Origin of the sequence: Azospirillum griseum (assembly GCF_003966125.1) — a bacterium.
Lineage (GTDB): Bacteria > Pseudomonadota > Alphaproteobacteria > Azospirillales > Azospirillaceae > Azospirillum > Azospirillum griseum.
In genome coordinates this window covers 47,282-66,603 of the sequence record NZ_RXMA01000023.1, presented here as the reverse complement: position 1 = coordinate 66,603, position 19,322 = coordinate 47,282, and the positions used below count along the sequence as shown (strand labels likewise).

Sequence of the window (19,322 nt, the reverse complement as noted above, 5' to 3'; positions counted from 1 at the left end):
GGCCGGGGGGGGTTAAAACAACGTGTCGTCCACCGCATCACCCGCAGGCGACCGGCAGTCAGTGACAATTTTAGTAACCGCAGCGTCAAGCGCAAGCACTTCCTGATCTTTTCCACCCAGGACACGCAGGGCGACGGTGCGTTCTTCGGCCTCGCGCTTGCCCACCACCAGCATCAGCGGCACCTTTTGCAGGCTGTGCTCGCGGACCTTCAGGTTGATTTTCTCGTTGCGCACGTCAAGTTCGACGCGAACACCGTTGCGCTTCAACAGCTTGACCACTTCGGCGGCGTAACCGTCGGCGTCGCTGGTGATCGTCGCCACCACGACCTGCACCGGCGACAGCCACAGCGGGAATTTTCCGGCGTAATGCTCGATCAGCATGCCGATGAAGCGTTCCAGCGAGCCGAGAATCGCCCGGTGCAGCATGATCGGGCGGTGGCGCGCGCCATCCTCGCCGATGTAGCTGGCGTCCAGCCGATTCGGCAGGTTCGGATCATACTGCAAGGTGCCGCACTGCCAGGTGCGCCCGATGGCGTCGGTCAGGTGGAATTCCACCTTCGGGCCATAGAACGCGCCCTCGCCGGGAAGCTCCTCATACTCCAGCCCGGCGCTGCGCAGCGCTTCGGCCAAGGCCCCTTCGGCGCGGTCCCACAGCTCGTCCGAACCGGTGCGGACGTCCGGGCGCAGGGCCAGCTTGACCGAAATCTTGTCGAAGCCGAGATCCTTGTAGACGCCCAGCTGAAGCTTGAAATACTCCGCCGATTCGCTGGCCACCTGGTCTTCGGCGCAGAAGATGTGCGCGTCGTCCTGGGTGAAGGCGCGCACGCGCATGATGCCGTGCAGGGCACCCGACGGCTCGTTGCGGTGGCAGGCCCCGAACTCGGCCATGCGGATCGGCAGGTCGCGGTAGGAGCGCAGGCCATGCTTGAAGATCTGCACATGGCCGGGGCAGTTCATCGGCTTGACGCCCAGCAGCTTGTCACCGCCGTCGGCCTCCACCTTGAACATGTTGTCGCCGTACATGTCCCAGTGACCCGACGCCTTGAACAGCGAGCTGTCGATCAGCTGCGGCGTCTTCACCTCGACGTAACCGGCGGCTTGCAGCTTGGTGCGGATGTAGGTTTCCAGCGTGCGATAGAGCGTCCAGCCCTTGGGGTGCCAGAACACCGACCCGACGGCCTCCTCCTGCACGTGGAACAGGTCGAGTTCCTTGCCGAGCTTGCGGTGGTCGCGCTTCTCGGCTTCCTCGATCTGGTGGAGGTAGGCCTTCAGCTCCTTCTCGTCGCGCCAGGCGGTCCCATAGATGCGTTGCAGCATCGGGTTGCGGCTGTCGCCGCGCCAATAGGCCCCGGCCACCTTCATCAGCTTGAAACCGCTGCCGATCTTGCCGGTGGTCGGCGCGTGCGGGCCACGGCACAGATCGAGCCAATCGCCCTGGCGGTAGACCGACACCGGCTCGCCCTGCGGGATCGCCTCGATCAGCTCCGCCTTGTAATGCTCGCCCAGATTCTTGAAATAGGCGATGGCGTCGTCGCGGTTCCAGACCTCGCGCACGATGGGAATGTCGGCGGCAACCAGCTCGCGCATCTTCGCTTCGATCTTTTCCAGATCGTCGGGCGTGAACGGCTCGTCACGGGCGAAGTCGTAATAGAAGCCGGTGGCGATCGACGGGCCGATCGTGACCTGCGTGCCGGGATAGAGCTTCTGCACCGCGTCGGCCAGCACGTGGGCGGCGTCGTGCCGGATCACCTCGATGGCGTCGGGGTGGTTGCGCGTGACGATCTCGATCTTGGCGTTCTGCGCGACGGTGGTGGTGAGATCCAACACCTGCCCGTCGATCTTGACCGCAAGAGCGTCTTTCGCAAGGCGCGGCCCGATGGAGAAGGCGATTTCCGCCCCCGTCACCGGCCGGTCGAACTCGCGAACGCTGCCATCGGGCAGCGTGATGGCGATGTTGGACGTCACCGAAATCACCGTATCATTCGTGTTGCATGGACCCCGGTCCTGGACCGGGCGGGCGAAACTTCCAATGGGAGACGGGGGGCTGTCAAGCACGGCGGGAACATCCGCGCCATCGCCGGGCGGCGGGTCCGCCGACGACGGGCTGCTGGGTGGGGTGCTGTTCATCAGGCTTTCTCACTGTTCCGGTGGCGTCGAAGTGGCGTCGGGTCGGAAACGGAGAGCCTGAACAGACGCCCCGATCCGTGGTCGGCGGGGCGTTGGAAACCAGGGCGTCAGATCAGCGCGCACCCTCCCAACGGCCGCCGGTGGCGGTCGTGGTGGTAGTCAAAGTGCGGGCGTTCATCGTGCGCATGAAAAGGATCATGGCGGTGGAGCGGCGCGCTTGTCAAACCCTGTGTCGCGCGTCTTGTTGGACGCGCCCGGTTTGGGATATACATGGGATAGACGAACGCGCGTGAGACCAGCGCGTTCAATACGCCGGAGCGACGCCATGCAGGTGCAACTCGCCCGATGGGGCAACAGCCTGGGTTTGCGCATCCCCAAGGACATCGCCGCCCAGGTGGGTCTGCGCGACGGCGCGCGGGTGGACGTCCAGGCCGATGGCAACCGCATCGTCATCACCACCGAACGCCCGCGCTACGCGTTGGCCGATCTGCTGGCGGGCCTGACGCCCGAGGCGATGCGTGACGCCTTCGATTGGGGGCCGGACGCCGGACGGGAACGGGTGGATGAGTGATCCGCTTTCCCCCGGTGAACCTGTTTCCCCCGGTGAACCTGGGCATCCCGGCGCCGAGGGATGGGAACCCGACGCCGGGGATCTGATCTGGACCGACTTCGATCCGCGCGTCGGTCGGGAACAGGCCGGACGCCGCCCGGCGCTGGTGGTGTCGCCGCGTCCCTTCTGGCAGGCCACCCGCTTCGCCATCGTCTGCCCGATCACGTCGCGGGCGCGCCCCTTTCCCACCAGCGCGGTCCTGCCCGATGGTTTGCCGATCGCCGGGGAGATTCTGACCAGCCACGTCCGCAGCATCGACACGTTGGCGCGACCGATCCGTTTCATCGGCGGGCGCGTTCCCGATCCGGTGTTGGCGGAGGTGCGCGGCAAGCTCGCCGCATTGATCGGGCTGTGAGCGGATGCGCGTGTCGGCTCCGCGTCACCCCGGCTTGCGGCTGAGGCGGGGTTCGCCGAAGAGGTAGCCCTGGCCGAAGTCGAATCCGGTGTCGAGGATCTCGATGAGCTGGTTTTCCGTTTCGATCTTCTCGACGATCAGGTCGATGCCCTCGTTGGCGAAGCGGCGGCGCAGTTCCTTCACCCGCGCGGCCTGGGCGGGGTCGAGCACCAGGGCGCGGTCGAGCTTCACATAGCGGAACTCGTGGCGCAAAAGCTGGTCCACGTCGAAATCCAGCGTCGTCACCTGATCCATGGAGAAACGGAAACCCAATCGCCCCAGTTGCGACAGGATCCCCAGCGTCACCGCCCCGCCCGCCCGCAGGTCGGCCTGGCTCAGTTCGAACACCAGCTTGGGAACCAGCGCCTGGTTCGACGTCATCATGTGCAGAAAGTGGCGCATGAAATCGGCGTCGGCCAGGGTGGCGGCGGAGATGTTGGAAAAGAAGCCGATGGAGTGCTGCCGCCGCTCCGTCTCGCGGATCAACTGGACGCAGCGGACCAGCAGCAGATTGTCGATGGTGGCGATCAGCCCCTCGCGCTCGGCGATCTCCAGATAGCGGTCGGGCATGACCTGATGACCATCGGCCGCCCGCACGCGCGAAAACACCTCGTAGAACCGGTGCTTGCGCTGGGGCAGGCTGACGATGGGCTGAAGATAGATGTCGATGCGGTCGGCCTTCAGGGCGTCGCGCACCGCCTCCAGCACCGACGCGTCGTTCATCGGCGGGTGCAACGCGGTGGACGGCAAGGCGGCGGCGGTCACGGTTTCACCGCTGCCGGGACCACGGCGGTCGGACGCGGCGGCGGGCGGGCGCGGTGCCCCCCGACGTTCGGTCAGCTTGGACACCAGCGATTGCAGAAGCCGCACCTCCTGCATCACCGCGTCGTAGCGGGCGGTGCCGGGGCTGTGGGCGCGGTCGTCGGCCAGGGCGGCGCGCAGGGTTTCCAGCTCCTGCACCAGCGACTCGGCGCGGTCGCTCATGCGGTGGAAGCGCTGGGCGGCTTTGCGCTCGCGCTCCAGCCGGGTGACGATCTCGTGCAGCAGCGCGCCCGCCAGCACCACCAGCGCCCCGGCGAGCCAGCCGACCATCGGGTCGGCCTCCGGCCGCATCAGGGGCAGCGTCGCCCCCACCGACACACCGGCCACAAGATAAGCGAGCGCGTAAACGATGTGGGTCAGCAGGGTCATGGCTTTCACGTGAAACAGCGGGGTGCCGGACGGAGCAAGCCGGGATACCCCGACTGTCGGGGTCCCGGCTTGACGATCCGTTAATGCTACGCCACCCCGGCGCCCGTCCTGCGGAACAGACGCCGCCGCGCGTCAGCGGTGGTCCGCCCCCACGGCGTCGGCCACGCTGGCGAAACCGTCGCGGCGCAGCAGATCGGCCAGCTCCGCCCGGATGCGCAGCACCAGCGCCGGGCCGCCATAGACCATGGCGGAATAGAACTGCACCAGCGAGGCACCCGCGCGGATTTTGGCGTAGGCGTCCGCTCCCGACGCCACCCCGCCCGCCCCGACCAGCGGCAGCTTGCCCCCGGTCAGCCCGTGCATCTCCGCCAGCACGGCGGTGGACGGGCCGAACAGCGGACGGCCGGACAGGCCGCCGACTTCGGCCTGCAGCGCCTCGGGGATCTCCGCCGGGCGGGCGATGGTGGTGTTGGACACGATCAGGCCATCCACCCCGCTCTCCAGCGCCACGGCGGCGATGTCGCTCTTGTCCTCGTCGGTCAGGTCGGGGGCGATCTTCAGCAGCAGCGGCGGGGTGCGCGCCAGCTTGCAGGCCGCCCGCGCGTCCAGCGCCCGGCCCAGCAGATCGCGCAGCGGGTCCCGCCCCTGCAAGGCGCGCAGGCCCGGCGTGTTGGGGGAGGAGACGTTGACCACCAGATAATCGGCCAGCGGGGCCAGACGGCGCACGCCGATCACGTAATCGTCGGCGGCGTCCACCGTGTCCTTGTTCTTGCCCAGATTGGCCCCGACCGGCCCGACGGGGCGCGACGGGTCGGCGCGGCGGCGCTCCAGCCGGGCGGCGAACGCCTCCAACCCGTCGTTGTTGAAGCCCATGCGGTTAAGAACCGCCCCCTGCTCCACCGCGCGGAACAGGCGCGGGCGCGGGTTGCCCGGCTGCGGGCGCGGGGTGACGCTGCCCGCTTCGACAAAGCCGAAGCCCTGGCGCAGCATGGCGTCCACCACCTCGGCGTTCTTGTCGAACCCGGCGGCCAGCCCGATGGGGTTGGCGAAGTCCAGCCCCCAGACGCGGGTCCGCAGAACCGGATCGTCACCCGCCCCGGCAGCGGGCAGAAGCCCGCTCTTCAACGCCGCCAGCGCCAGCCCGTGCGCGGTTTCGGGATCGAAGCGGAACAGCAGGGGCCGGATGAGGGGAAACAGGTCGATCACGGCGCGGTCTCCAGCGGGGAGAAGGGGAAATCCGCCGGGAAGACGTGCCGCCCGTCGGGGCCGAGCGGCAGCGGATCGGCGCGCAGAACGGCGGCCACCGGCAGCGCGGCGTAGAGATGGGGGAAGAGTTGGCCGCCGCGCGACGGTTCCCAACGCAGGTCCGGCCCCAGCCGGTCGGCGTCCACCGTCAGCAGCATCAGGCCATCCTGTCCGGCGCGGTGCTTGGCGGCGCTCTCCTCCACCTGCGCGGCGGTGGAGAAATGGATGAAGCCGTCCTTCGCGTCCTGCGAGGAACCGGGGTAGGAGCCTGCGGCGCGGGCGGCGTCCCACTCGTCCGCGCGGCACATGTGATGGATGATGCGGTCGGTCATGATGGTCGGACACTAGTGCGGATCGCGCAAAAGCGGAATCGATTTGCAAGGTGGGAGGCCCCAAACCGATCCCGCTTTGCATTTTGCAAACGCACACCGAAATCAAACAGCATTTTGCGGGTATTTTTGAGGAATCACCCCCGACCAAAGCCGTCCACCCCGGCCCTGCCTTTGGTCATAAGGGCGGCAAGCTGAGCGATTCCGCGATTCCGCCCCCTCAACCGGCACTTGGCATTCCTTTTGCTGTGAGGGGGTCAACCGCAACGGAGGCTTCAGCCATGAACGCGATCGCCCTGCACATGACCAAGTCCAGCCAGCCCACCGACAACACCCTGAACGCGTCCGTCACCGCCATGGGTGCCCTGTGCGAACCGGGCCACACCGCCGTTCCGCTGAAGCCCAGCGCCACCATGCTGGCCTCGGGTGCCCGCGCGGGCGGCGTCTCGGTCGAGGTGGCGTGGAAGATCTATCAGGCGATGATCCACCACGCCGATTGAGGTCCTGCTCCGTCCGTTTTTCCGTCGCGGGTCAAGGTCCGGGCGTCACCGACGCCCGCCCTCCCCGAACGGCCCGCCGCCTGATTCCAGCTTGTTTTCGATGCGCAGCAGATGGTCGGTCAGACGCTGCTCGACATCCTTCAGGGTCGCGAACGAGACGTAGGTCTTGGCGACCTCCAGCTTGTACGCCGCCAGACTTTCCCGCACCTGCGTCTGCGCCGATTCCGCGCGCGTCCGCAGGGTTTCCAGCGCGGTTTCCGCGTCGTTGCGCAGCCGGGCGATCAGCCAGAACAGGCCGCCCATCACCGGCAACTCAACGGCGGTGATCCACCACGCAAAATCCAGATTCTCATGCATCGCACTCTCCTGTGACATGATCCCTGTGACAGGATCGGAAACACGCCCCGCCCGCCCATCATCGACGGCAGGACCTTCCGAACCCGGTGTTACGCGTCCCACCCCGACACATCCCAATCGGACGGGGCGACCACCGCGCCGGTTCCGCGCCAGTCGTGGCGGCGGTCCGGCGCTTGGCCGCTGCGGTCGAAGCGTTGCGGCTCGACCGACAGGCAGCCCGCCACCGCGTCCAGCCCGTCGTCATGGCCGGGTTTGCGCCCGGCGGGCCGCCATTCCCGCATCTCGCGGATGAAGGGTGTTCCCCACACCTGGGCGTGGGCGATCAGGCGGCGGTCGGCCAGCCGGGCGTCGAACGCCTCGACGATGCGGCGGGCCTTGGGCGTGTGGCTGGTGTGTTCCACCACCCCGGCCGGAACCCCGTCCTTGCGCAGCCGTTCGCGCAGCAGGCCGGGCAGGAAGCGCCCGATGCCGTTGATCTCCACATGGATGGCGGGCAGATGCAGCCCGGCCAGCAGATCGGCCACCTGCTGGCATTGCTGGTCCGCCTCGCTGTCCGGCTTGGCCGGATCGACGCGCAGATACAGCACGCGGTGCAGGTACAGCCGATGGTCCTCGCCGCCGAACAGCACGGCGACGACGCTGCCATCGCCGGTGCGCCTGGCCGCGCCCTCCTCCCCGCGTGGGCGGGCGAAGGCGGGATCCCACCAGCAGCTTGCCGACAACAGGCGCACGCCGTTCAGGGTCAGCACCGCGCGGCCCAGCGCCTCGCGGTACTCCGGCTCGCCGTCGTAGCGGCCCAGCTTGTCGACGTCGAGGAAGCCGTCGGCCTGGTTGACCGGCTGCAACAGCATCTGGCTGGTGAATTTCGCCGGGCCGGTGGTTTTGCGGATGCGGTTGACGTGGGCCTCGCCAAACCGCTCCTTCCAGGCGTAGCGGCGTTTGCCGGTGGCGGGATCCTCGGTGTAGACCGGCAGGACGAAACGGTCGAACCCGTCCAGGAAGGGCGCGGTTTCGCCCACCTCCTCCCGCGCCGCGTCGGCGTAGAGGGTGTAGTGGCTGTGCGGCGTGCCGACATAGAGCTGCGCCCCGCCGGGGACCAGCACATACTCCAGCTCCGCCAGCCGGTCGCGCAGGGCGGCGCGCTTGGCGGCGGTGTCGGTGTTGCGCGGCACCTCCACATCGTCGCAGATCACCACGTCGGCGCGGTTGCCGGTGATGTTGCCCTCCACCCCGCTGGCGGCCATCGACGGGTCGCGCAGCTCCATCGGACGGACCACGGTGAAACGCTCGTTCCCCCACTGGTCGCGGTCCTTGGCCGGTGGTTTCAGGTGCCTGGTGTCGGGGTGGCGCTCCAGGATGCGTTTGACGTTGCGCACCATCTTCATCGCCAGCCGCAGATCGGCGGCGAGCACCAGCAGCCGCCGGTTGGGGTCGCGGCACAGCAGCCACGCCGCGAACAGCCCGACCAGCGTCGATTTGCCCGACCCGCGAAAGGCCATCAGCAGCATGCGGCGGTTGTCGTTGCCGCTGTGCGCCTCCAGCCAACGGGCGATGTCGCGGTGATGCTTGGGCGTGCCCAGCTCCGACAGGCTGTTCCAGCGTTGGACGAAATCGGGAAACGAGTCGCCCGTCACGGAGTCCGCCGTCATGGCTCCCGCCTTCATGGCCCCCTCCGTCATGGGTTCCGCCCCAGGATGTGCCAGGCCGCCCCGTTCGACATCGCCGTCACCGCGTGGCCCTGGCCGGTCAGCGCGATGGCCTCGGCGTCTGGGCCGGTCCCGGTCTGGCTGGTCACGATGACGCGGTGGCCGCTGCTGTCCGATTTCTTCACCGTCACCGTGCGCCCCACCGCGTGGGCGGCGCTGGGGGTGGGCAGGCGCACCTCGACGTCGCCGCTCCAGGCGCTGACCAGATAGAGCGCCTGATTGAGATCGGGTTCGAACAGCCCGGCCCCCTCGTGGAAATGCGCGTTGGCGGGCGGGTTGTTGGCGGACACGATCCACCAATTCGCCCCGTTCGACACCAGCGTCGCCACGTCATAGCGGTTGCCCAGCGCCAGCCGCCGCCCGTCCGGCCCCGGCCCGTCGCGTTCGGTGATGGTCAGGACGTTGACCGACGCGTCGGTCTTCTTGATCGTCACCGTGTGGCCATTGGCCGACCCGGCGGGGGGCAAACGCGCCTCGACAGGCCCGCCATAGGCGCTCATCAGATAGACCGAGCTGGTCAGATCCAGATCGACCCGCCCGCCATGCTCCGGCTCGACATAGTCGGTGTCAAAGCGCAGCGCCTCGACGGTCAGTTGCGTCACCCGGCTGGCTTGCAGGCGGTTCTTGTCGGGGTAGCCCGCGTTGACCGCCGTGTATTGCCCGCCCGACAGATCCAGAATGGCCGGACCGGCGGCGGCGGAGAACAGATTGACGATGGCGGTTTCGACCGACCCGGCGTCCAGCCGGATGTTCGGCACCCCGCCCAGCGATTCGGCGTAGAAATTGACGATCAGCGTCTTGTCGGTGACGGCCCCGACGCGGAAGCAGGCGGCGGCCATCGTCGACAGGTTGGCCTCGCAATCAAAGAAGCTGTTGTTGTACTTGCCCTGCTCGACGAAAAAGCCGCTGCCGGAGATCGGGGCCGACAGCGAATAGACGCGCACGGCGTGGAAGCGGTTGGCGTTGGGCGTGTCCCCCGCCCCGCTGCGGGTCAGCCACACCCCGTGCTGCGCCGGGCGGGCGACCAGCACGCGGGCGACGTTGTTCCAATAGCAGGGGAAATTCGGATCGGTGTAGCCGTCGAACAGCAGGCCGACCTGCGGATCCCACAGGGTCAGGTCGGTCAGGCTGTTTTGCACGCAAGGGCCATCGCGCCCGAACAACCGCACCCCGGCCTTGCCCCCCTCCAACCGCAAAGACGACAGGGTGGCGTAGCCGTCGGGGATGTGGATCAGGTCAAAGGCGGACGACGCCCCCGTGATCACCGCGCTTTGCCCCGCCCCGGTCAGCGTCTTCCCATAGGCCAGCGTCAGCGTGTTGGTGATGCGGTAGCTGCCGGACGGCACATGCACCGCCCGGGCGGAGGTCAGCGCCGTCTGAAAGGCCAGCGTGTCATCGACCGTGCCGTCGCCGACCGCGCCGAAATCCTTGACCGAGACGAGATCGGCCAGCTTGTCGCGCACCCGGCGGCTGACCGCCCCGGCCCCCGGCGGCGCGTAGGTGGACAGCGCCTCCTCATCCACCGGCGGGCGGACGGTCGGGTTGCCTTCGCCGTCGAAGCTCAACAGCTTGCCCAGCCGTTCCGCCCGCCCCGGCAGCAGGGTGGAGGCGGGCAGATCGGTGTCGGCGTAGCGCAGCATCCGCTCCTGATCGCCCGCCACCTGCTGCACCGACGCGGTCAGCCGGTCGAACTCCAGATTGAGCGCGGCGGCGGGCAGCGGTCCGCTGTCGCTGAAATCGCTGGTGCGTTCCACCGCCAGACGGCGGCGCAGCGTCACCGCCGTGCCCGCCGCCGGCGCGCTGTCGAAGGTGACGCTGCCGCCCGCCGTGGCCCCGGCCCCCGCCACGCGGTAGCCGGTGCTTTGCAGGGCGGCTCCCAGAAACACCTGGAGATCCGCGTCGGTGAAGATGGGGAACGGGTAGGTGAAGACCCGCAGCGCGCCGTCGGCGATGTATTGCACGCGCGGGGTGCCGCGCGGGATGAGAACGGAACTGGTCATCGGAAGGCTCCGCGTTGCCGCTGCCGGTCAGGGCGGATGGTCAGAAATACTTGCTCAGGAACTCCAGCTTCTGCCGGTCGGCGAGCTGGGTCTGTTCCAACAGGTTGCGCCGCTTGACCGCGTCGAGATTCTGCTGGATCGCCTGTTTCTTGAGCTGGTCCACCGCCTGGGCGTTCTGGCGGTCGGTTTCCGTGTCCTTGGTCAGGCCCAACAGGATCGCCTCGCCCGAACCGTCCGTGGCGGACACGCCGCGCGCGCCCAGGCTGGCGCGGGTCTTGCTCATGCTTTGGCGCAATGCCTCGACCCGGCGCTTTTCCGCCGCGTCGGCGGCGGCGGCCAACTGCGCCAACTGCGCCTGCGACTCCTTTTCCTGCGCCAGATAGGCGGCCTCCTGACTCAGGCGCAGCTGCGCCAGGGTCTGAGTCTGGCTGGCCTGGAAACTCTCCATCTCGCTGGCGCGGGCCTGTTCGGCGGCGATGCGGGCGGCCTCGTCCTTCTGGCGTTGGATTTCGGCGTCCTGTTGACGCAACTGGTCCTGCCGCGCCCACTCGCGCGCCTGCGCCTCGGCGGCCAATTGGGCCTGCTGTTGGCGCGCGGCTTCCGACGCCGCCGCCGACCGTTCGGCCGCCGCCCGTTCCTCGGCGTATTTGCGCTCCAGCGCCGCTTGCTCGGCCGCCGCCTTCGCCGCGTCCTGCTGGCGCTTGTACTCCAGTTCCGCCGCCGCCTGCTGGGCAGCGGCCTGTTGGGCTGCCGCGTTGTTGGCGCTGGTGTTGCTGCTGCTGCTGGCGCTGCGCACCGTGTTGACCACCGATCCCGCCAGGGGCAGGGCCGTCGTGACCAAAGGCGTGATTCCACCCATCAGTCGTTCACCTTCATGTCCATGGTTACGGAAAGCAGCGTGAAGGGCAGCGGCGTGTCCTGTTCGATGCGCCACAGCGGGACGTCGATGTCGCGCCGCCAGCCCAAGGCCCGCAGCCGCCGGTCGCCCGACACGCGCGGCGGGACTCCGTCCACCGGCTGCGGCCCCAGCCGGTGCAGCGGCAAATCCTGAAGCCCGCGCCCCAGATCGACGCGCAGCGCCGCCGTCTCCTCCAACCGGAAGGTGACGGCGATCAGCCGGACCAGATCGGCCCCGGTCGCCTGCCCCACCAGATTGGGCGGCAGCGGCTCGATGCGGTGGCGGTAGGGCAGGCCCGCTTCGATGCGGCGGGCAGGCGGCGACAGGGTGATGGTCCCGGCCTGCACCAGAACCGGCGGACGCACCACCCCGTCGGCCAGCACCGTCACCGTCCGGCCTTCCAGATGGGCGAAGCCGGACCACACGGCGGTGTCGCCGGACCGTTCGGCCACCACCGCCGCGTCCAGATTCAGGGAATCGTCGAAGCGCTCAATGCTCCACACGCCCGCGCGGTCGACCAACGCGAACACATCGTCGCCCACCACGGCGACGGAGCGCACCAGCCCGTCGGTTTCCAGCCGGGTCCAGGCGGTGACGCTCTCCGTCCGGTAGACGGTGAGCGTGCAGAGCGAGCCATCCTCCATCGCCACGAACAGCAGGCGGCGGGTCTGGTCGTAATCCTGATCGCGCGGGTTCACCACCAGATGGCGGGCCAGCAGCGCCAGATCGTTGGCCTGATAGGCCGCTTCGGTGTCGGTGTAGAGGAATTCGCGGATTTCGCGCCGGTTGCGCGGCACGAACAGCGTCGCCCCATCGACGTCGCGCGGCGGGATGCTGCGGTCGAGCGGCGAGCCGATGCGGGTCTGCCGGTGCACCTGGATGCTCTGCGGCGTCAGCGGGTCGCCCGTCACCGTGTATTCGGCACCCGAGGTGAACACCTGCAAATGGCGGCCCGAGAAGACGGCGCGGATGGCGTTGACCTGATCGGACAGGATGCCGAACTCGATGGCCTCGTCGTCCAGCCCAGTGCCGAGATCGAAATTCCACAGATCGGCGGAGCGCGACAGCCACAGCCGGTTCGGCAGATCGCGCCCACCACCGATGACCAGGCGGTCCTGGTGAAAGGCCGCCGACACCGGCCAGCCGCGCAGGGCGGAAAAGGCCTGCTCCTCCCAATCGGTGGTGGCGCTGGTGTTGGGCAGCCCTTCCTTGACCGTCGCCGCGATCTGGGTGGCCGACATCACGCCGGTGACGAGCAGTTGTTTGCCCTGGATGCGGATCCGCGTGCCGTCGTGGCGCGGGTCGAACACCGGGGCCGAGGCGGTGACGGTGATCGCCCCGCCGGTCCCCGATGGCGTCAGCGTCACCGCCGGGTCGCCAAAGCGGTAGAAGGGCAGCCGGACCAGCTCGCCTTGCACGGCGAAGCTCCACTCCGACAGGCTCCAGCTTCCGCCCTCCCCGCGCGTCAGCTTGCGCGGGGTGACGTCGGGGTGGCAGACCAGCAGCGTGTCGGCGCTCTGCGTCCAGGTGATGTGCGCCAGTTGCGCGGCGGTCCAGGGCGCGTCCACGCTGGCCAGCCGCGCACCGCCGCGCATCACGTCGATCTTTCCCGCCGAAAACACCAGCAGATAGGTCTGTTCGGTGTTGTATTCGAAGGCCACCAGCCGCCCGTCGCCGCGCGCCAGCCCGGAAAAGGCCAAGCCGGAACGCCGCGTCACCCCGCCGGTCGGGTCGATGAAGACGTTGCGCAGCGCCAACGCCCCGTTGTCGTAGGCGCGCAGATCGCCCCGCCCCAACAGGCGGCGGCCGATCTCGCCCGCCGTGAAGTTGGTTTTGATCTGTTGCAGGCGGCCCATCACGCCCTCGCGTCGATCAGGGTGAAATCCTCGAAGCCCGGCTGGTTGTCCTGCTGGGCGTCGATCTGGCGGGCGCGGCGGAACTCGGCCTCGGCCAGCGCCACCAGCGTTTCCGCCCGGCTGCTGCTTTCGGTCAGCGGGATGCAGAATTCGGCGGCCAGCCGGGCGATCAGCGCCTGGTCGAAGAAGGGGGGAAAATCCCCCTCGTCGGGCCGGGCGACGTAGGCGAGCGTCACCGCCTCCGCGTCGCACAGCAGCGTGCGCCCGACGATGCGATAGGCCAGCCCCCGGCTCCGCCCGCTGCCGCCCGCCCCCAGCGCCCGCAGAAAATCGGCGGGAAGCTGGAAGGCGTTGGCGAAATCGGCGACCGGCTCCACCGCCAGACGCGGCAGCGCGGTTTGCACGGTGGCGAAGCTCCAGGCGTTGGCGGACAGCAACGCGTCGCGCGCCGGGGCGTAGAGCGCGCCCGCCACTTCGGCCTCGGCGGAGCCGTCGTCAAAGCTGGTGATCGCGGTCGCGCCGATCTTGATGAGCGCGCGGCCGCACAAACCGATGGCGGTCAGGGCCATGGCGGAATGCTCCCAAACTGGTTGTGGACAGGCTCCAGGCGGCGCGCGCCCTGCATCGCGCATCACACGCCGCGCATCGCCACGGCCCGCGTCGTCAATCGCTGTTGCTGGCACCGAAGGCGGTCAGGTTGGTGACGTCCACCACCCCCGCCGCGTTGGCGGCGACGATCAGCATCCCGCCCGACGGCGTGCCGCCGACCGCGCAATTGGCCAGCACCATGTCACCGACCCGCAGCAGGTCCGAGGCACCGTTGAAATAGCCGATGGTGTCCACATCGGCGGCGAGGTCATGGGTGGTGTAATGCCAGAGCGTGAAACCGTTGGCGTAGGCAAGCACGCTCAAATCCTTGGACGCGTAGGCCATGGATCGAATCTCCGGGAAAGGGGGGCGTTCGGGCGGATCAGCGTTCCTGGATCAACGTTCCAGGCTCAGCTTTCCAGGCAGCGCATCGTCACCACGCCGGTGGTGTCGATCAGGGCGGCACCCTGGCTCATCATGTTGTTGACGAAATGCGCCGCGCGGTCGCCGTGCCAACTGATGTCGGTCTTCACGTCGGCCCCCGCCGCGTGGCCGACCGCCGTCTTGTGGTACCAGTGGCACAGCCGCACGTTGGCGTCGGCCTTCAGCCCGGAATGCGGGATCCACAGCGTGCCCAGCCAACGCTTGGCCTGGGTGCCACGCCAGGGCAATTCATCGGCCCCGACATAGTCGCTGCTGGCGAACTCCTCGATGCTCAGAAGCTGGCTCCACTGCTTCCAGCCGACCACGGCGAAGCGCTGGCCATCGTCGGGCACATCGGACTCACCGAGGATTTCAAAAGCTTCCAGCAGCTTGGCCTTGGTCATGCCATCGGCGTTGCCGCCCGCGAAATTGGTCGATTTGTTCAGTTCGGCCAGCAGCAGCTCGTCGGTCTTGCGGCCCAGCGCGTAGGCCCCGGCGTTGGCGATGATCTGGCGTTCGTCGATGTTGGTCTTCAGCTCGTCGAGCCGATCCACCCAATCACCGGCGTAGAAATCATACAGCGGGCATTCGACCGGGGTGTGATCGACGTTCATCACCGGAACCACGCCGTGGCGCGATTTGGTGGAGGCCGTGCCCTTGCCGACCTTCTGGAAGACGGTGGACGCCCCTTGCACGTTGTTCTTGGTGCGCACGGTGTTGCGCAGCTTCGACCCCATGCGCTGGTAGGCCTCGTGGACCTCGCGCTCGAACTGTTTGACAAAGGATTGGGCGATGCTGGTGGACATGGCGGTGGTGATCCTTTCGCGTTCCTTGCGGATCCCGTCCCGGGGAAGGGCGTCCCGCCACCCGGTTGTCAGCGCCGCGCGACCGCACGGCCCCGGCCGCAGGCGGAGCGCGAAACAAAAAAGGGGATGGCCGGGCCTTGCGGTTGTCCGGCCATCCCCTTTCAGGACAGGCGTGGAGGGGAGGCGTCGCGGCCCGCCACCGGCTGGGTGGTTCTCGGGCCTTGACGAGAGTCGTTCTAGGACTCAGAACCCAATGCGTAAAGGACTATTTTCACAAACCCGCCACTCAGCGGCGAACCGGATCAAGGCCGGATCCGATCAATGGCGAACCCGATCAATGGCGAACCGGGCCGGCCACCCAATGGCTGACGATGGCCTCAGCCTGGGCCAGGCTGCTGTCCGGGTGGTGGAAGCGATAGACCGTGACCGCCGCTTCCAACGCGTGGCGTTCCGGCTGACCGCATTGGCACAGGCCGGTGTAGCAGCGCTGGACGGCGTCGCGGCAGGCGGGCATCCCGTCGCCCTGGCAGGGATCCCCCTCGCAGGCGTCAAAGCCGTTCATTGGCCCTCCCCCGCATCGTCAAGCGGCACACCGTAGATTTCCAGACGGTGGCCGACGATCTTGTAGCCGAGATCGCGGGCGATCTTCTCCTTGATCGCCTCCAGCTCCGGGCTGGCGAACTCGATGATGCGCCCGCTCCGGGTGTCGATCAAATGATGGTGATGGTCGGCGGAGGCTTCCTCGTAGCGCGCGCGCCCGTCGCCCAGATCGACCCGCTCGATCACCTCGACATCCTCCAGCAGCCGCATGGTGCGGTAGACGGTGGCGATGGAGATGCGGGAATCGATTTGGGCGGCGCGGCGGTGCACCTCTTCCACGTCGGGATGGTCGTCCGCGTCCGACAACACCTGCGCGATGACGCGGCGCTGGCCGGTCATCTTCAAGCCCTTTTCCAGGCACAACGCTTCAAGCCGCGACGTCATCGGGTGAAATCCTTGGTCTTTTGCCTCAACACGCGCATCATACTGCAAACCGTTCGCAATCCCAACCCGCTGATTGCGCCGGTTGCAACGATCGCTCCGCAAACCGGCCAACGGTCAAGTCAAGCGTACAGGCCAAACGCAGCCCACATAACATCGGCCCAACGACGATATTGGAAGGAAGCCGCCATGATCCGCACCCGCTTTGCCACTCCCACCGTCTGCTCCCTCGTCGCCCTTGTCGCCCTGACCGCCGCCAGCGCCAGCGCCCAGCAGGCCGCCCCGCAGGCCCCCGCCCCGTCCGCCGTGGCGCTGGTGGCCGACGCACAGGGCAAGCCGCTCGGCAGCGTCACCTTCACCAAATACCCGCAAGGCGTCGTCCTGCACGGCGAGTTGAGCGGCCTGACGCCCGGCTGGCACGGCATCCACATCCACGAAAACGGCGCGTGCAGCCCCGATTTCAAGGCGGCGGGCGGCCATTTCGCGGCGGCGGGGACCATGCACGGGCTGGGGTCGGACCACAGCCACTACGGCGAGCTTCCCAACATCTGGGCGAACGACGCGGGCAAGGCGGGGTTCGAGGCGATCACCCAGCGCGTCACCCTGGGCGACAGCGCCGACGGGTTGTTCAAGACGGGTGGCACCGCGCTGGTGATCCACGCCCAGGCCGATGATTACCTCAGCCAACCGGCGGGCAACTCCGGCGACCGCGTCGGCTGCGGCGTCATCACCCGGAAGTGAGGCGGTGCGGGCGGGGGAAGGGCGCCCCCCTCCCCCCGGTCCGCTCCCCTCCCCCCGACGCAGGCCAGCCGCGCGCCGAGTTTTCTTGCCAAATCAGGACATCGGTCTTATGTGTGCGGGGTTGGACGGCATCACCGCCGCGATCCCATGGCCCGGGCCTGGGGCGCGCGCGCCGCACCGACGGCTCCGCGCCATCCCGCTGCGGAGCGCGCAAGCCCGGCCCCGCCCTTGCGGCGCGGCCCCCCCTACCGGTGGACCAGGACCATTTCCTCCATGACAGAATTCTCCGGCCTCGGCCTGATCGAGCCTCTTCTGCGCGCCGTCGCCGAAGAGGGCTACTCCACGGCCACGCCGATCCAGGCCGGTGCCATTCCGCTGCTGTTGCAGGGGCGCGACATGCTCGGCCTCGCCCAGACCGGAACCGGCAAGACCGCCGCCTTCACCCTGCCGATCCTTCAGCATCTGTTTGAAAACAAGAAGCGCGTCGCCGCCAAGGCCCCGCGCGCGCTGATCCTGACGCCCACGCGCGAACTGGCGCTGCAAATCGGCGACAGCTTCACCACCTATGGCCGCCATCTGCCGATCCGCCGCACCGTCATCCATGGCGGCGTCGGCCAAAGCCCGCAGATCGCCGCGCTGACCCGTGGGGTTGAGGTGCTGATCGCCACGCCGGGCCGCCTGCTCGACCTGATGGCGCAGAACCATTGCAAGCTCGACGCCATCGAGTTCTTCGTGCTGGACGAGGCCGACCGGATGCTCGACATGGGCTTCATCCGCGACGTCCGCAAGATCGTCGCGGTGATGACCAAGCAGCGCCAAACCCTGCTGTTCTCGGCGACCATGCCGGAAGCGGTGACGGAGTTGGCCAACAGCATCCTGAACACCCCGGAACGGATCGAAGTCACCCCGCAATCGACGACGGTGGAGCGCATCAACCAACGCGTTCTGTTCGTCGACCGCTCCGACAAGCGCCGCCTGCTCGCCGATCTGCTGCTCGACAGCAAGGTTGCCCGCACCATCGTGTTCGCCCGCACCAAGCACGGGGCCGACCGGGTGGCCGAGCATCTGAAAAAGGCGGGCGTCGCCGCCGACGCCATCCACGGCGACAAATCGCAATCGGCCCGCGTCCGCGCGCTGGAATCCTTCCGCGCCGGGGAACTGCGGGCGCTGGTCGCCACCGACATCGCCGCGCGCGGCATCGACGTGGACGGCATCAGCCACGTCATCAACTTCGATCTGCCGAACGAGCCGGAAAGCTACGTCCACCGCATCGGCCGCACCGCCCGCGCCGGGACGGAGGGCAGTGCCGTGTCCTTCTGCGACCATGAAGAGGTCGGCTATCTGAAGGACATCGAAAAGACGATCCGCCAGCCGATCCCCATCGACGACAGCCATCCGTTCCACGCGGTGGATGTGGCGCAGATCCACGCCTCCTCCAAGCCGCCGCCCCGCCCCAAGGCGCCGGGCAGCCACCGCAACCAGAACAACCAAAATCAGGGCGGCGGTCGCGGTCAGCAACAGCCCGCCCGCAACGCCCAATCCAGCCGCCCGGCGGCTCCGGCGCAGGCCCGGCCCGCCCAGGCCAAAGCGGCCCAGCCCAAGGCCGCCACCCCCGCCGCCAAGCCGGTGGCCGCCGCCAAGCCGGCCCGGTCGCCGCAGGGCGGCAAGCCCGCCGCCCACCCGCAGGCCAGCAAGACGCCCAAGCCCGGCGCGGCGCAGAACCGCCACGACCGCCGCCCCCCGGCCCACAGCGCCGCCGCCCCGCGCCCGACCAGCGCCGACACGCCGCTGAAAAAGAAGCCGACCGCCGCCTGAGCAGCAGGATCAGCGCTTAACGGAAAAGCCCCGCCTCCTTGCGAGACGGGGCTTTTTCATGCCCGATGGACGGGATGGAACCGCGTCAGCCCTGCGCTTCCACCGCCTGCGCCGCTTGCACCGCCGGACGGGCGGCGACGCGGGCGGCGAAGGCCTGAAGGTTGGGCCAGGGCGACAGATCCAGCCCGATGCGCGGAATCCAGCTCAACACCACGAACAGATAGGCGTCGGCCACGGTGAAGGCGTCGCCGGTCAGATGCGCGCGGTCGGCAAGCTGTTGATCGACGACCGCCAGCTTGCCCGACAGCGTTTTCCACACGAACGCCCGATAGTCATCGGTCGTGACCTCGCGCAGCATCGGGAACAGCGGGACCATGCCCTTGTGCAGTTCGCTGCCGATGTGGTTCAGCCACTCCTGAACCCGGTAACGCTCCAGGCTGCCGACGGCGGGCAACAGGCCGCTGCCCGGGACCAGATCGGCGATGTATTGGACGATCACCGCCCCTTCGGTCAGGATCGTGCCGTCGTCCAACGCCAGCGTCGGCACCTGCCCCTTGGGGTTGACCGCGCGGAAATCGCTGCCGTCCGCCAGTGTCTTCGTGGCCAGATCGACCTTGACCAAGTCAAAGGACAAACCGGCCTCGCGCAACACGATGTGCGGCGACAGCGAACAGGCACCGGGCTTGAAATACAGCTTCATCATCGGAAATCCGCGTTGGATGGAACAGGGCCGATCACCGGCCCCCGCCAGACAT

20 protein-coding genes are annotated in these 19,322 nt (G+C 68.2%); 5 read left to right on the top strand and 15 right to left on the bottom strand.

The genetic code is table 11. The features are described 5' to 3' along the window. Nucleotides 1-12: 12 nt before the first annotated feature. Nucleotides 13-1,965 (bottom strand): threonine--tRNA ligase, encoded by a 1,953-nt coding sequence (gene thrS, locus EJ903_RS19955; protein ID WP_174237334.1) that lies wholly within the window; start codon nt 1,963-1,965, stop codon nt 13-15. Nucleotides 1,966-2,452: 487 nt separating this feature from the next. Here thrS and EJ903_RS19950 point away from each other — a divergent pair, with 487 nt between their 5' ends. Together EJ903_RS19950 and EJ903_RS19945 are read left to right on the top strand one after the other, a co-directional pair. Further along, entirely contained in the window at nt 2,453-2,698 is a 246-nt protein-coding gene (locus EJ903_RS19950; RefSeq protein WP_126618729.1) for an AbrB/MazE/SpoVT family DNA-binding domain-containing protein, read from the top strand. Beyond that, nucleotides 2,691-3,092, top strand: a complete 402-nt coding sequence (locus EJ903_RS19945) for a type II toxin-antitoxin system PemK/MazF family toxin (RefSeq protein WP_126618727.1) — start codon at nt 2,691-2,693, stop codon at nt 3,090-3,092. The genes EJ903_RS19950 and EJ903_RS19945 overlap by 8 nt, the downstream gene beginning before the upstream one ends. A 24-nt stretch (nt 3,093-3,116) precedes the next feature. Here EJ903_RS19945 and EJ903_RS19940 read toward each other — a convergent pair whose 3' ends face one another. The 3 genes from EJ903_RS19940 to EJ903_RS19930 form a co-directional block, all read right to left on the bottom strand. Continuing rightward, nucleotides 3,117-4,322 carry an EAL domain-containing protein gene (locus EJ903_RS19940; protein ID WP_126618725.1) on the bottom strand — a complete coding sequence of 402 codons (1,206 nt, stop codon included), beginning with the start codon at nt 4,320-4,322 and terminating at the stop codon, nt 3,117-3,119. Between the two features lie 132 nt (nt 4,323-4,454). After that, nucleotides 4,455-5,528, bottom strand: a complete 1,074-nt coding sequence (locus EJ903_RS19935) for a quinone-dependent dihydroorotate dehydrogenase (RefSeq protein WP_126618723.1) — start codon at nt 5,526-5,528, stop codon at nt 4,455-4,457. After that, on the bottom strand, nt 5,525-5,899 hold the full coding sequence (locus EJ903_RS19930; protein ID WP_126618721.1) for a DUF952 domain-containing protein: 375 nt from the start codon (nt 5,897-5,899) through the stop codon (nt 5,525-5,527). Before EJ903_RS19930 ends, EJ903_RS19935 begins: the two co-directional genes overlap by 4 nt. Before the next feature lie 278 nt (nt 5,900-6,177). Here EJ903_RS19930 and EJ903_RS19925 point away from each other — a divergent pair, with 278 nt between their 5' ends. Beyond that, on the top strand, nt 6,178-6,396 hold the full coding sequence (locus EJ903_RS19925) for a hypothetical protein (protein WP_126618719.1): 219 nt from the start codon (nt 6,178-6,180) through the stop codon (nt 6,394-6,396). Nucleotides 6,397-6,441: 45 nt separating this feature from the next. Here the strand turns inward: EJ903_RS19925 and EJ903_RS19920 are convergent, their stop codons facing one another. The 10 genes from EJ903_RS19920 to EJ903_RS19875 all read right to left on the bottom strand — a co-directional run bounded on the left by EJ903_RS19920 (nt 6,442) and on the right by EJ903_RS19875 (nt 16,014). After that, a complete protein-coding gene (locus EJ903_RS19920) occupies nt 6,442-6,753 on the bottom strand; it encodes a hypothetical protein (protein WP_126618717.1) in 312 nt (103 codons plus the stop codon). 89 nt (nt 6,754-6,842) lie between these two features. Further along, the gene (gene terL / locus EJ903_RS19915) at nt 6,843-8,417 is read right to left on the bottom strand and encodes a phage terminase large subunit (protein ID WP_246015775.1); all 1,575 of its coding nucleotides are present in this window, start codon (nt 8,415-8,417) and stop codon (nt 6,843-6,845) included. Nucleotides 8,418-8,428: 11 nt separating this feature from the next. Continuing rightward, the gene (locus EJ903_RS19910) at nt 8,429-10,459 is read right to left on the bottom strand and encodes a glycosyl hydrolase family 28-related protein (RefSeq protein WP_126618716.1); all 2,031 of its coding nucleotides are present in this window, start codon (nt 10,457-10,459) and stop codon (nt 8,429-8,431) included. Nucleotides 10,460-10,499: 40 nt separating this feature from the next. Continuing rightward, nucleotides 10,500-11,318 carry a hypothetical protein gene (locus EJ903_RS19905; protein ID WP_126618714.1) on the bottom strand — a complete coding sequence of 273 codons (819 nt, stop codon included), beginning with the start codon at nt 11,316-11,318 and terminating at the stop codon, nt 10,500-10,502. Beyond that, on the bottom strand, nt 11,318-13,213 hold the full coding sequence (locus EJ903_RS19900; protein WP_126618712.1) for a phage tail protein: 1,896 nt from the start codon (nt 13,211-13,213) through the stop codon (nt 11,318-11,320). Before EJ903_RS19900 ends, EJ903_RS19905 begins: the two co-directional genes overlap by 1 nt. Further along, nucleotides 13,213-13,782: a phage connector family protein gene (locus EJ903_RS19895; protein ID WP_126618710.1), complete on the bottom strand. Its 570-nt coding sequence runs from the start codon at nt 13,780-13,782 to the stop codon at nt 13,213-13,215. Before EJ903_RS19895 ends, EJ903_RS19900 begins: the two co-directional genes overlap by 1 nt. 94 nt (nt 13,783-13,876) lie before the next feature. Then, nucleotides 13,877-14,146 (bottom strand): hypothetical protein, encoded by a 270-nt coding sequence (locus EJ903_RS19890; protein ID WP_126618708.1) that lies wholly within the window; start codon nt 14,144-14,146, stop codon nt 13,877-13,879. 65 nt (nt 14,147-14,211) lie between these two features. Beyond that, entirely contained in the window at nt 14,212-15,030 is an 819-nt protein-coding gene (locus EJ903_RS19885; protein WP_126618706.1) for a phage capsid protein, read from the bottom strand. Nucleotides 15,031-15,364: 334 nt separating this feature from the next. Continuing rightward, complete coding sequence (locus tag EJ903_RS19880) at nt 15,365-15,592, bottom strand: hypothetical protein (RefSeq protein ID WP_246015773.1); 228 nt, start codon at nt 15,590-15,592, stop codon at nt 15,365-15,367. Next, entirely contained in the window at nt 15,589-16,014 is a 426-nt protein-coding gene (locus EJ903_RS19875) for a Fur family transcriptional regulator (RefSeq protein ID WP_126618704.1), read from the bottom strand. The genes EJ903_RS19880 and EJ903_RS19875 overlap by 4 nt, the downstream gene beginning before the upstream one ends. A gap of 186 nt (nt 16,015-16,200) precedes the next feature. Here EJ903_RS19875 and EJ903_RS19870 point away from each other — a divergent pair, with 186 nt between their 5' ends. Next, nucleotides 16,201-16,752 carry a superoxide dismutase family protein gene (locus EJ903_RS19870; protein WP_126618702.1) on the top strand — a complete coding sequence of 184 codons (552 nt, stop codon included), beginning with the start codon at nt 16,201-16,203 and terminating at the stop codon, nt 16,750-16,752. Between the two features lie 273 nt (nt 16,753-17,025). Then, nucleotides 17,026-18,567, top strand: a complete 1,542-nt coding sequence (locus tag EJ903_RS19865) for a DEAD/DEAH box helicase (RefSeq protein ID WP_126618700.1) — start codon at nt 17,026-17,028, stop codon at nt 18,565-18,567. 85 nt (nt 18,568-18,652) lie between these two features. Here EJ903_RS19865 and gstA read toward each other — a convergent pair whose 3' ends face one another. Further along, nucleotides 18,653-19,270, bottom strand: a complete 618-nt coding sequence (gene gstA, locus EJ903_RS19860; RefSeq protein ID WP_342772184.1) for a glutathione transferase GstA — start codon at nt 19,268-19,270, stop codon at nt 18,653-18,655. Nucleotides 19,271-19,322 lie beyond the last annotated feature (52 nt).